A 13,027-nucleotide genomic window follows, 5' to 3' on the forward strand; every position below is an offset into this window, starting at 1 on the left:
TCAACGTTCTCCCAGGCTCTCGTCGGCCGTCCGCTGTATCGGGCTCAGCAAGTAGTCGAGCACGCGCCGCCGGCCAGTCTTGATCTCGGCGGTCAGATTCATCCCGGGACCGAGCTTCACCGGTCGGCCATCGACGACGATGGAAGTGCGTTCCAGCTTCAGCGTTGCAGGAAAGATCGCTCCCCGCTTTTCGTCGCTGACCGCGTCGGCCGTGACGCTCTTCACCGTGGCTTCGACCGTGCCGTAGCGCGTGAAGAGAAAGGTCTCCAGCTTCACCGCCACCGCCTGCCCGGCATGCACGAAGCCGATGTCCTTGTTGTCGATGACCACCTCCGCCGTCACTTCCGCATCGCCCGGAACGATGACCATCAATGCTTGCGCCGGCGTCACCACGCCACCTTCGGTGTGGACAGCCACCTGCTGCACCGTGCCGGCTACCGGCGCGACGAGCTGAGTCAGGCGGCTGCGCTGCTCGGTCTTGCTGCGCTCCTGCGTGAGCTGCTGACGTCTGAGGTTGGCTTGGGCGCCACGATCATTGAGTACGCGTTGGGTCTCGGCCAGGTATGCGGCGCGCGCCTGTACGGTTTCCATCAGCGCCGCTCTGGCTTCGGCGAGCCGCGCACGCTGCGTCGCGAGGTCGCGCTCCTGCTCGATACGCTCGCGCATGCGGTCCTGGCCGGCGTGGCCGGTGACGAAACCCTGGTCGGTGAGGCTCTTGAAGTCGGCTTCGCGCTGCAGGGCGATAGGCAAGGTGGCCTCGAGCTTCGCGATGAGTTGCTGCACGGTGGCCAACTCGGCTTCACGGCGGTTCCGCTCGGCGGCAAGCTTGGCCAGGCGAGCCGTGATGTCTTGGTATTCCGCATGGAGTTGCGCCGCGTCGAGAACCGTACCCTGCGTCGGCGGACGACCGGTGCGCAAGGCCGCAAGAAGGGCGCGCACCCGGCGCTCATCGGAACTGGCCACGTCCAACTGCTCTTGCACGTTGGCGCCGTCGGCCAGTGCCTCGGTGGCATCCAACTCGACCAGCACCTGCCCGGCCTGCACACGGTCACCGTCCCTGACCAGCACCCGTCTGACCACACCGGCCTCAAGCGGTTGCAGAGTCTTGGTGCGCTCGCTGACGACGATGCGTCCGGGCGCCACGGCCACGATGTCGACCTCACCGACGAGGCTCCACGTCAACGCCGTGACGAACAGCGCGCAGATCACGATGGCGACGCGGCGCGGCGAGGGATGCGCCGGGGTTTCCTGCAGGCTCAGGGCGGCCGGCAAGAACGCTGTCTCGTCAGCCAGCCGCCTGGGCCCCGGCAGATGATGGCGCGCCGCCCATGCGGCGTGCAGGACCGCCCGGTAGCGCCCCAGTAGTTCCAGTGCGGGCGGCCTGGGCATCGTCTCGTTCGCGCTCATGCCGGCGCTCCCGACTGCAAGCCCCAAAGGTGCGCATACAGGCCCTTCGGCTTGGCCACCAGCACTTCGTGCGGACCCGCCTCCACGATACGTCCACGGTCCATCACCACAATGCGGTGAGCCTGCCGCACCGAGCTGAGCCGGTGCGCGATGATGACCACCGCGCGGCCCTTGCAGATGCTGGCCATGTTTCTCTGCAGGACAGCCTCGCTCTCGTAGTCGAGCGCACTGGTGGCTTCGTCCAGGATCAGGATGCGCGGATTGGTGAACAGGGCCCGGGCGATGGCGATGCGCTGGCGCTGCCCGCCGCTGAGCCCCGTACCCTGTTCGCCGACGACGGTGTCGTAGCCCTCGGGCAGCTCGCTGACAAAGTCGTGAGCGCCCGCCAGGGTGGCCGCCGCCATGACGTGTTCGATCGGCGCTGCCGGATCGGCAACCGCAATGTTCTCGCGCACGCTGCGGTTGAAGAGCCAGTTCTCCTGCAGCACCACGCCGACCTGGCGGCGCAACTGGGCGGCATCGAGCAGGCTGATGTCCATGCCGTCGACCAGCACCCGTCCCTGCTCGGACGTGTAGAGCCTCTGCACCAGCTTGGTCAGGGTGCTTTTGCCGGACCCGCTCCGGCCGACGATGCCAATCACCTCTCCCGGCTTGATGTCGAGGCTCAAGCCCTGCAGTACCGGCGGCGCCTCCGGGCGGTAGCGAAAGCTCACCTGGTCGAACTGGATGCGCCCCTTGAGTGGCGGCAACTGGGCGGCCGCCTGTGGCGGCACTTCGGTGCGGGCGTTGAGGATGTCGCCCAGCCTTGCCATCGAGATGCCAACCTGCTGGAAGTCCGTCCACAACTGGGCCATGCGCATGATGGGCTGGGCCACGCGCTGCGCGAACAGGTTGAAGGCGACGAACTGTCCGACCGTGAGTTGCTGATCCATCACCAGCCGGGCCCCGTACCAGAGACTGACAGCGGCGACCAGCTTGCCGATCAGGTTGATGGCTTCATGACCATAGCTCGCCAGTGTCTGCACCTTGAAGCCCGCTGACACATAGGCCGCGAGCTGGTCGTCCCAGCGCCTGGCGATGGCCGGCTCCAACGCGCTGGCCTTCACGGTCTGGATGCCCGTGATGCTTTCCACCAGCAGGGCCTGGTTCTCGGCGCCGCGGCTGAACTTCTCGTTCAGGCGCGCGCGCAGCACCGGCATCAGCAGCAGGCTGACGCCCACGTACAGCGGCAGACTGGCCAGTACGATGAGGGTGAGCGGGATGCTGTAGAAGAACATGACCGCAATGAAGATCACCGAGAACAGCACATCGAGCACCAGTGTCAGACTGTTGCCCGTGAGAAAGCTGCGGATGTTCTCCAGCTCCCGCACGCGGGCGACCGAGTCGCCGACACGCCGTGCCTGAAAGTAGGCAAGCGGCAGGTTCAGCAGATGGCGAAACAGCCGGGCGCCGAGCTCCACGTCGATGCGACTGGTGGTGTGGCTGAAGACATAGGTGCGCAGCGCGGTCAGCACGCTTTCGAACACCACCACCACGAGCAGGCCGATGACCAGAACGTCCAAGGTGCTCAGGCCACGATGCACCAGCACCTTGTCCATCACGACCTGAAAGAACAATGGGCTGATCAGTGCGAACAGCTGCAAGAAGAGCGACACCACCAGCACCTCACCGAGCAGGCGGCGGTACTTGACCAGACTGGGAATGAACCAGCTGAAGTCGAACCTGGCCAGTTCGCCAGCCACGCTGGCGCGGCTGGTGACGAGGATGAGCTCACCTGTCCATCGCGCGGCGAATGCGGCCAGCGGCTCGATGGTGGGGCGACCGCCAGCGTCGCCTGCAGGGTCTTGCAGCAACACGCGCTGACCGTCGCACTGGGCCAGCAGCACGGTACGGGTGCCGGCTTGATCGTCGCGCAGCAGCGCAAGAGCGGGCAGAGGCGTCAGAACCAGGCGCTCGGCGCCCGTGCGAGACAGCTTGGCCTTGAGGCCCAGATGCTTGGCAGCGAGCACCAGTTCAGTCGCACTCCAGGAGGCATTGACGCTCTTGCCAAGCTGATGCGTCAGCGCCATCGGGTCAGCCGCCACTCGGTGCAGGCGGGCCAGCAAACACAGCGCCAGCAGCGCGGCCGGACCATGAGGAACCGATGCTGACGGGCCGGCGTTGTCCGCAACCGACGACTCCGCGACGACCGGCTCGCGGTCCTTCAAGGCCTGTCGCATTCACCCCCCGAGACCTGAACAGGTTTCGAGGCAGGGTAAGGACTGAGCCGGCGCAGCCCTATCCCTCCCAAGAGTGCCCGGCAGGGGTCGACGTCCCGGCCGAGCCGCCATCGCGGCCAGCTGGCCCATCGAGGCGGCCTACTCCCGTAGCTGCCTAAGCTCCCATGTGGACGGCCGGAGCTCGCGCCTTGGCGCCGTCGGGGTCGAAGGGTCGCTCGACTGGCCGAACGCCTGGGTGCAAAGCCAAACAGCAACTGCGAAGAAGCTGGCAGCGAGCGTCCTACCGTTGACGCAGCCACCTGACGTCACGATTGCCTCCTGCATTCGTTGAGTGCTTGTCGTTGCGCCGTCTTTGCGACGCGCCGGATTGGTAGCGGTGCGCCATCGCACAAACTACTGGCAGGTCTTACAGGACGGGGGAAGGCTCGATGCCCATCACATGGGCTCGGCTACTCAGTCCACCTACTCGTACCGCAAGGCCTGGATCGGCAGCAGCGCCGCCGCACGCCGCGCCGGATAGAAGCCGAAGAACACGCCGACCGCGGCCGAGAAGCCGACCGCCAGCGCGATCGCGCTCGGGTCCATCGCCACCTGCCAGCCGGCGAAGGTGGCGACGGCCCAGGTGGCGAGCGCGCCGATGACGATGCCGATCGCGCCGCCGACGAGGCTGAGCGTCACCGCCTCGATCAGGAACTGCGCCAGGATGTCCTTGCTGCGCGCACCGACGGCCATGCGCAGGCCGATCTCGCGGGTGCGCTCGGTCACGCTGACCAGCATGATGTTCATGATGCCGATACCGCCGACCACCAGGCTCACGCCGGCGACCGCGGCCAGCAGCAGGGCCAGCACGCGGCTCGAGGCCTCCTGCGCCTGCAGCACCTCGGTCAGGTTGCGGATGCTGAAGTCGTCGTCCTGCCCCGGCTGCAGGCGGTGGCGCTGGCGCAGCAGTTCGCGGATGCCGTCCTCGGCCTGCTTCATCGAGACGCCTTCGCGCACCTTGACGCTGATCGAACCGACGCGCTTGAGCTTGCCGCCGCTCTGCCCCTGGATGCGGTTGCGGTAGGTCGAGATCGGCACCATCACGACATCGTCCTGGTCCTGGCCGAAACTGTTCTGGCCCTTGCGTTCGAGCACGCCCACGACGGTGAGCGGCACCTTCTTGACGCGGATCACCTGGTCGATCGGGTCGGCGTCGCCGAACAGCTGCTGCGCGACGGTCAGGCCGATGATCGCCACCTTGCCCGAGCCGTTGACCTCGCTCATCTCGAAGTTGCGGCCGCTGGCGAGCGGCCAGTCGCGCGCTTCCAGGTAGTCGGGCGTCATGCCGAAGGCCGAGGTGGCCCAGTTGGTGTTGCCGGCGACGATCTGCACGCCGGTGCGCATCGTCGGTGCCGCGACCTGCACTTCCGGCACCTCGCGCGCGACGGCGTAGGCGTCCTCCTCCACCAGCGCCTGGCCGGTCTGCGCGCCGAGGCGCACGCCGCCGGTGGTCTGCGCGCCGGGCATCACCAGCATGATGTTGGAGCCCAGGCCCTTGATCTGCTCTGCCACGCGCTGCTGCGCGCCGCTGCCGATCGCGATGGTCGTGATGACCGCGGCCACGCCGATGATGATGCCCAGCATCGTGAGGATGCTGCGCAGCAGGTTGGTGGCGAGGGCGCGCCACGCAGACCGGAGGGCTGCAAGTGCGTTCATTCGGACCGCAGGGCTGCCAGGGCGTTCACGCCGGCACCCGCTCGGGCTGGGCCACGTCCTCGACGACGTGGCCGTCGCGGAACAGGATGCGACGCCGCGCCCAGGCCGCGACATCGGACTCGTGCGTCACCAGGATGATGGTGATGCCGCCGGCGTTCAGCTCGGTCAGCAGCCGCATCACTTCCTCCGACGTCGCGCTGTCGAGCGCGCCGGTCGGCTCGTCGGCCAGGATCATCTGCGGGCGGTTGACCAGCGCGCGCGCGATGGCCACGCGCTGCTGCTGGCCGCCCGACAGCTCGGCCGGCGTGTGGTCGGCGCGCGCGGCGATGCCCACCTGTTCCAGGCAGGCCATGGCGCGCGGATGGCGCTCACGGGGCGGGACGCCGGCATAGACCAGCGGCAGCTCGACGTTCTCGCGCGCCGAGGTGCGTGCCAGCAGGTTGAACTGCTGGAACACGAAGCCGATGCGGCGGTTGCGGATGGCCGCCAGCGCATCGCCGGACAAGCCTTCGACGTTCTCGTCGGCCAGGCGGTAGCTGCCGCTGGTGGGCTGGTCCAGGCAGCCGAGGATGTTCATCAGCGTGCTCTTGCCCGAACCCGACGCGCCCATGATCGCGACGAACTCGCCGGCCTCGATGTCCAGCGACACGCCGCGCAGCGCATGGACCTCGTTGGCCGCGCCCTCATGGGTCGAGCCCATGCGATAGGTCTTGACGAGGTCCCGCGCCTCGATCAGCGCCATGCCGGCTCCTAGAACAGCGGCCGCGGGCCGCCCGGCCGGTTGCCCGCGCCGGTCGCACCGATGGTGCCGGTCACGACCTCCTGCCCGAGCTTCAGGCTGCTGCCCAGCAGCTCGGTCATGCTGCCGTCGCTGATGCCCAGGCGCACGGCCACGGCCTGCGGCTGGCCCTTGTCGTCCAGCACGTAGACGCGACCGCGCGTGCTGCCGCCGCCGCCGGCGGCGCCGGCACGGCGTTCGGTGGTCTCGGCGATGAACTGCTCGTACTTCGGCTTCTGCTCCGCCGTCAGCAGGCCCGCGACCTGGGCGCGCAGCTCGGCGCGCACGCGATCGGCGGCCTTGCCGCGCTCTTCTTCCGGCAGCTCGCGCAGCGCGGCGAAGCGCGGGCGCAGGCCGGCGGTGATGGCATCGACCTTCTCCAGCTGCTCGGCGCTCAGGCCCACCTGCGTCGCCAGGCCGTCGCGGAAGGCCTGCAGCGGATTGCCGGGGCGCGCGGCCGGCGCGTTGCCGTCGGGCGGTGCGGGCTGGGCCGCGGGCGCCGACGCCGCGCCGCCTCGCGATCCACCCGGCGCGGCCGGCTCGGCCACGCCGGGCAGGCGCACGCGCAGTGCGGCATTGGGCAGCTTGAGCGCCTGCTCGCGGGTGTCGGTCACGATGCGGGCGTTCGCCGTCATGCCGGGCAGCAGCTGCGTGCCGCCGCGGCCGCTGTTGGCGAACTCGACCACCACCGTGTAGGTGACGACGTTGTTGGTGTTGAGGGCGGCCTTGCGCACCGCCGTGACCTTGCCCTCGAAGGTGCGGGTCGGGAAGGCATCGACGGTGAAGCTGGCCGGCTGGCCGGCGCGCACGCGGCCGATGTCGGCCTCGTCGATCGCCACCTCGACCTGCATGTCGCTGAGGTTGCGCGCGATGATGAAGAGCTCGGGCGCCTGCAGGCTGGCGGCGACGGTCTGGCCGACGTCGACGCTGCGCTTGACGACCACGCCGCTGACCGGCGAGCGGATCTCGGTGCGCGCCAGGTCCACGTTGGCCTGTGCCAGCACCGCGCTGCGCTGCGAGACCGTGGCCTGCGCGCTGATCGCCTGGGCCTTGCTGACCTCGGCCTGGGCCTGCGTCACCTTCAGCTGTTCGGCCAGCGTGCCGGCCAGGTTGCGCGTGGTCTCGAAGTCGGCCTGCGAGATGAACTGCTTGTCCAGCAGCTCCTGCTTGCGCAGCAGGTCGCGCTGCGCGTTGTCGGCGTCGAGCCGCGCGCGCGACACCGCCGCCTGCGCGGCCGCCACGTTGGCCTGGGCCTGCAGCGCCTGGGCGCGCGCCGCATCGACGTCGGCCTGGGCCTGGCGCACGCGGTACTGGATGCTCTCGGGGTCGATGCGCGCGATCAGCTGGCCTTCCTTGACCTCGGTGTTGAAGTCGGCGAACAGCTCCTTGATCTGGCCCGACACCTGGCTGCCGACGCTGACCTGGCGCACCGGGTTGACCGTGCCGCCGGCGGCGACCACGGCCTGCAGCGGGCCCTGCTCGACCTTGGCGGTGCGGTACTTCGGCGCGCCGTCGTCGCCGCGCGCGAACCACCATGTCGCGCCGGCCGCCCCCAGGGCCAGCAGCAGCGCGACGAGCATCCAGACCTTGCGTTTCATGCGGCGCGATTCTAGGCAGCGGCCCACGGCAGGCCGTCTTCCAAGGGGATCTTCATCGATCTTTACCGCTGCGCCACGCCCGCCACGCGCGGGCAACGCGGCGGGCAGGCATGCTCGCGGCCTGACGCAGGTCAAGGCCCGCGGTTTGACCCCCCTGCTCCCGGAAGCTACATTACTGACTGATCAGTCAGTAAGCCCATGCCCCGTACCGCCCGCACCACGCCGCCCCCGCCCGCACCGACCGCCCGCCAGCGCCGCAAGGAAGCCCGCCCGCAGGAGCTGCTCGATGCCGCGCTCGACCTGTTCGTCGAGAAGGGCTTCGCCGCGACGCGCTCGGAAGAGGTGGCGGCGCGCGCCGGCGTCTCCAAGGGCACGCTCTATCTCTACTACCCCAGCAAGGAAGAGCTGCTGAAGGCGGTGATCCGCGAGAACATCTCGCAGGAGATCGCCGAGGGCGAGGACATCGTGCGCGGCTTCGAGGGCCCGACCGCCGAACTGCTGCCCTACCTGATGCACGAGTGGTGGCGCCGCATCGGCGAGACGCGCGCCTCGGGCATCTGCAAGCTGATCGTCTCGGAAGTGCGCAACTTCCCGGACATCGCGGCCTTCTACGTCGAGGAAGTGATCCAGCCGGCCGAGCGCATGCTCGCCTCGGTGATCCAGCGCGGCATCGACCGCGGCGAGTTCCGGCCGGTGCCGGTGCACGAGGTCATCCACGCGCTGATGGCGCCCATGCTCTTCATCATGCTGCACAAGCACTCGATCGGCGCCTGCCCGGCGATGCACGACCGCGCGCCGCCCGAGCGGCTGATCGCGGTCCACCTCGACCTGGTGCTCAACGGCCTGCTGCCGCGCGCTGCCGCCGGCCGCAAGAAGAAATGAAGCGCTCGCTCAAGTGGGGCATCGGCCTGCTGGTGGTCCTGCTGCTGGCCGCCGCGGTGGGGCGCGGGCTGTTGGCACGCAAGGCTGCCGGCGCCGCCGCGGCCGCTGCCGCGAGCGCGGCGCCGGTCGCGCTGGACCTGGCGCCGGAGGACCTGGCCACGGCGAGCCGGCGCGAGCTGGTCCGGTCGCTCGAGATCACCGGCGCGATCAAGGCCGTCAACTCGGCCGTCGTCAAGGCCAAGGTCGCCGCCGAGCTGCAGCAGCTGAACGTGCGCGAGGGCGATCGCGTCGTCGCCGGCCAGGTGCTGGGCCGGCTCGATGCCACCGAGTACGAGTGGAAGCTGCGCCAGGCGCGCGAGCAGTCCGCCCAGGCCCAGGCCCAGCTCGACATCGCCGAGCGCGCGCTCGAGAACAACCGCGCGCTGGTGAACCAGGGCTTCATCTCGAAGAACGCGCTCGACACGTCCGTCTCCAACGCGGCCGCGGCCCGCGCCGCGCTGCAGGCCGCCAACGCCGCCGCCGAACTGGCGCGCAAGTCGCAGAACGACACCGTGCTGCGCGCGCCGATCGCAGGCTGGGTGTCGCAGCGGCTGGTCCAGCCGGGCGAACGGGTCGCGATCGACGCGCGGATCGTCGAGATCGTCGACCTTTCCAGGCTGGAGATCGAGGCCGCGCTCGCGCCCGAGGACGTGGGCGCGGTGCGCATCGGTGCCGAGGCCCGGCTGCAGGTCGACGGCATCGCCGCGCCGGTCACGGCCCGCGTGGCGCGCATCAACCCGGCCACGCAGGCGGGCACGCGCGCCGTGATGGTCTACCTCGGCGTCGATCCCCAGCCGGGCCTGCGCCAGGGCCTGTTCGCCCAGGGACGCATCGCGCTGGAACGCAAGACCACGCTGGCCGTGCCGGCGGCGGTGCTGCGCGTCGACCAGGCGCGACCCTATGCGCTGGCGGTGATCGACGGCAAGGTGGTGCAGCGCCTCGTCAGCCTCGGCGCGCGGGGCAGCAGCCCCGACGGCGGCGAAGCGCTGGTCGAGGTGACCGAGGGCCTGGCCGACGGCGACCGGTTGCTGCGCGGCACGGTCGGCGGCGTGCGCGAAGGCACGCTGGTGCGGCTGACGGCGCCGGCCGGTGGCGCGACGGCAGCGGCCGCGACGGCGTCCGGCTCGGCCAACGCCGCGGCCGCGCGCTGAGGCGGAGTCCCGGCCATGTGGTTCACCCGCGTCTCCATCGCCAACCCGGTGATGGCCACGATGGTGATGCTGGCCTTCGTGGTGCTCGGCCTCTTCAGCTACCAGCGCCTGTCGGTCGACCAGTTCCCGAACATCGACTTTCCGACCGTCGTGGTCGCGATGGACTACCCCGGCGCCTCGCCCGAGATCGTCGAGAGCGAGGTCACCAAGAAGGTCGAGGAGGCGGTCAACACCGTCGCCGGCATCAACTCGCTGTACTCGCGCTCCTACGAAGGCACCTCGGTCGTGATCGTCGAGTTCAACCTCGACGTCGACGGCCGCAAGGCCGCCGAGGACGTGCGCGAGAAGGTCGCCGGCATCCGCCCGCTGCTGCGCGACGAGGTCGAGGAGCCGCGCGTCTCGCGCTTCGACCCGGCCAGCCAGCCGATCTTCAACGTCGCGGTGCTGTCCGACGATGGCAAGCGCTCCACCCAGGAGCTGACCACCTGGGCCACCCAGGTGCTGCAGAAGCGCCTGCAGAACGTGCGCGGCGTCGGCGCGGTGTCGGTGATCGGCGGCCTGGAGCGCGAGATCAACGTCTACCTGAAGCCGGCCGCGCTGGAGGCGCTGGGCGTCGGCGTCGACCAGGTCGTCGCGGCCGTGCGCAGCGAGAACCAGGAACTGCCGATGGGCGCGATCCGCTCGCGCGAGCAGGAGCGCGTGGTGCAGATCAACGCGCGCATGAAGACGCCCGAGGACTTCAAGGAGATCGTCGTCACGCGCAAGGGCGGCGTGCCGATCAAGCTCTGGCAGGTCGCCGACGTGGTCGACGGCCCGGCCGAGCTGGAGAGCCTGGCCCTCTACAACGGCCAGCGCACCGTGCTGCTGTCGGTCCAGAAGAGCCAGGGCGAGAACACCATCGAGGTAGTCGACGGCCTGCAGCGCGCGCTGGCCGCGGCCCAGGACGTGACGCCGCCGGGCGTGAAGCTCGAGGTCAACCGCGACAACTCGCGCTCGATCCGGGTGTCGGTCGCCAACGTCAAGCGCACGCTGATCGAGGGCGCGGCGCTGACGATCCTGATCGTCTTCCTGTTCCTGAACTCCTGGCGCTCGACCGTCATCACCGGCCTGACGCTGCCGATCGCGCTGATCGGCACCTTCCTGTTCATGTACGCCTGCGGCTTCACGATCAACACCATCACGATGATGGCGCTGAGCCTGTGCGTGGGCCTGCTGATCGACGACGCCATCGTCGTGCGCGAGAACATCGTGCGCCACGTGCAGATGGGCAAGAGCCCGCACCAGGCGGCGCTCGACGGCACCAACGAGATCGGCCTGGCGGTGCTGGCGACCACGCTGTCCATCGTCGCGGTCTTCCTGCCCATCGGCTTCATGGGCGGCATCGTCGGCAAGTTCTTCCACGAGTTCGGCATCACCATCGTCGCGGCGGTGCTGATCTCGATGTTCGTGAGCTTCACGCTGGACCCGATGCTGTCGTCGGTGTGGCACGACCCCCAGGCGCATGGCCGCCACGAAGGCCCGCCGGTCACGCTGTACGACAAGACCATCGGCCGCATCACGCACGCCTTCGACCGCTTCACCGAAGGCCTGTCCGACGTCTACCGGCGCATCCTGCGCTGGTCGCTGGCGCACAAGCTGGCGACGCTGGCGGTCGCGGCGGCCACCTTCGTCGGCAGCTTCTTCATCATCCCCGTGCTGGGCGCCGAGTTCGTGCCCAAGGCCGACTTCTCCGAGACGCAGATCAATTTCTACACGCCGGTCGGGTCCTCGCTCGAGGTCACCGAGCAGCGCGCGAAGCAGATCGACGCGGTGCTGCGCGAGATGCCCGAGGTCAGGTACACGGTGACCACGATCAACAGCGGCCAGGCGCTCGGCAAGATCTACGGCGCCGTCTACGTGCGCCTGGTCGACCGCAAGGACCGCAGCCGCAGCGTGACCGACCTGGCCGTGCCGCTGCGCGAGCGGCTGTCGCGCATCCCCGGCATCACCGTCACCAACATCGGGCAGACCGACCTGGGCGGCGGCAAGAGCCTGCAGTTCTCGATCCAGGGCAGCGACCTGGCCGAGCTGGAGCGGCTGTCGAAGATCATCACCGCGAAGCTGCGCGACATCCCCGGCCTGGTGGACCTGGACAGCACGCTCAAGCCCGACAAGCCGACCGTCGCGATCGCCATGAAGCGCGACGCCGCGGCCGACGCCGGCCTGAACGTCAACGCGCTGGCGACCAGCCTGCGCACGCTGGTGGCCGGCACGACGGTCGGCAACTGGCGCGCGCCCGACGGCGAGAACTACGACGTCAACGTGCGCCTCACGCCCGACAAGCGCGTCGCGCTGTCCGACCTGCAGCACCTGCCGCTGAACGTGAGCGCTGCCGCCGACGGCTCGCCGCGCGTGGTGCGGCTGTCGCAGGTGGCCGACGTGACGCCGTCGACCGGGCCCAACCAGATCAACCGCCGCGACCTCAACCGCGAGATCAACATCGACGCCAACGCCTTCGGGCGCAGCTCGGGCGAGGTCTCGGCCGAGATCCGCAAGGTGCTCGACGGCATCGCCTGGCCGCCCGGCTACCGCTACAGCTTCGGCGGCTCGACCAAGAACATGAACGAGTCCTTCGCCTACGCCGTCGGCGCGCTGGGCCTGGCGGTGGTCTTCATCTACATGATCCTGGCGAGCCAGTTCAAGAGCTTCCTGCAGCCGCTGGCGCTGATGAGCTCGCTGCCGCTGACGCTGATCGGCGTGGTGCTGGCGCTGCTGTTCTTCCGCTCGACGCTCAACATGTTCAGCATCATCGGCATCGTGATGCTGATGGGCCTGGTGACCAAGAACGCGATCCTGCTGGTGGACTTCGCGATCCGTTCGCGGGAAGGCACGCACGGAGCGGCGGGCGAGCACGCGCCGATGGGACGCGAGGACGCCCTGCTGCACGCCGCCCGCGTGCGCCTGCGCCCGATCCTGATGACGACGCTGGCGATGATCTTCGGCATGGTGCCGCTGGCCTTCGCGCTGAGCGAAGGCTCGGAGCAGCGCGCGCCGATGGGCCAGGCGGTCATCGGCGGCGTCATCACCTCGTCGCTGCTGACGCTGGTGGTCGTGCCGGTGATCTACTGCTACCTCGACGACCTGGCCGCGTGGGCGAAGCGCCGCTTCGGCGGTCGCAGCCCGGCCCGGCCCCTCAGCGGGTCGGCGGCCCAGCCCGGCCCCGCCAAGTAGCCCCGAAATAGAATGCCGCGCCCTGCGACACCCTGCCCTGCGAGACCT

Annotated in this window: 8 protein-coding genes; 3 read left to right on the forward strand and 5 right to left on the reverse strand. The window is 69.4% G+C overall.

Annotated elements, in window-relative coordinates; all coding sequences use genetic code 11:
* The 5 genes from QZV97_RS00745 to QZV97_RS00765 form a co-directional block, all read right to left on the reverse strand.
* Window positions 1-1,407 carry an HlyD family type I secretion periplasmic adaptor subunit gene (locus QZV97_RS00745; RefSeq protein WP_295636746.1) on the reverse strand — a complete coding sequence of 469 codons (1,407 nt, stop codon included), beginning with the start codon at window positions 1,405-1,407 and terminating at the stop codon, window positions 1-3.
* A complete protein-coding gene (locus QZV97_RS00750) occupies window positions 1,404-3,527 on the reverse strand; it encodes a type I secretion system permease/ATPase (RefSeq protein ID WP_295636941.1) in 2,124 nt (707 codons plus the stop codon). The genes QZV97_RS00745 and QZV97_RS00750 overlap by 4 nt, the downstream gene beginning before the upstream one ends.
* A 561-nt stretch (window positions 3,528-4,088) precedes the next feature.
* A complete protein-coding gene (locus QZV97_RS00755; protein WP_295636748.1) occupies window positions 4,089-5,321 on the reverse strand; it encodes an ABC transporter permease in 1,233 nt (410 codons plus the stop codon).
* Between the two features lie 25 nt (window positions 5,322-5,346).
* Window positions 5,347-6,063: an ABC transporter ATP-binding protein gene (locus QZV97_RS00760; protein ID WP_295636751.1), complete on the reverse strand. Its 717-nt coding sequence runs from the start codon at window positions 6,061-6,063 to the stop codon at window positions 5,347-5,349.
* An 8-nt stretch (window positions 6,064-6,071) separates the two neighbouring features.
* Window positions 6,072-7,697, reverse strand: a complete 1,626-nt coding sequence (locus QZV97_RS00765) for an HlyD family efflux transporter periplasmic adaptor subunit (protein WP_295636754.1) — start codon at window positions 7,695-7,697, stop codon at window positions 6,072-6,074.
* Window positions 7,698-7,895: 198 nt separating this feature from the next.
* Here QZV97_RS00765 and QZV97_RS00770 point away from each other — a divergent pair, with 198 nt between their 5' ends.
* The 3 genes from QZV97_RS00770 to QZV97_RS00780 are packed head-to-tail and all read left to right on the forward strand — an operon-like array spanning window position 7,896 to window position 12,979.
* On the forward strand, window positions 7,896-8,579 hold the full coding sequence (locus tag QZV97_RS00770) for a TetR/AcrR family transcriptional regulator (RefSeq protein ID WP_295636757.1): 684 nt from the start codon (window positions 7,896-7,898) through the stop codon (window positions 8,577-8,579).
* Complete coding sequence (locus QZV97_RS00775; RefSeq protein ID WP_295636760.1) at window positions 8,576-9,769, forward strand: efflux RND transporter periplasmic adaptor subunit; 1,194 nt, start codon at window positions 8,576-8,578, stop codon at window positions 9,767-9,769. The genes QZV97_RS00770 and QZV97_RS00775 overlap by 4 nt, the downstream gene beginning before the upstream one ends.
* 15 nt (window positions 9,770-9,784) lie before the next feature.
* On the forward strand, window positions 9,785-12,979 hold the full coding sequence (locus tag QZV97_RS00780; RefSeq protein ID WP_295636763.1) for an efflux RND transporter permease subunit: 3,195 nt from the start codon (window positions 9,785-9,787) through the stop codon (window positions 12,977-12,979).
* Window positions 12,980-13,027: the final 48 nt, after the last annotated feature.

Origin of the sequence: uncultured Methylibium sp. (genome assembly GCF_902826655.1) — a bacterium.
GTDB lineage: Bacteria > Pseudomonadota > Gammaproteobacteria > Burkholderiales > Burkholderiaceae_C > Methylibium.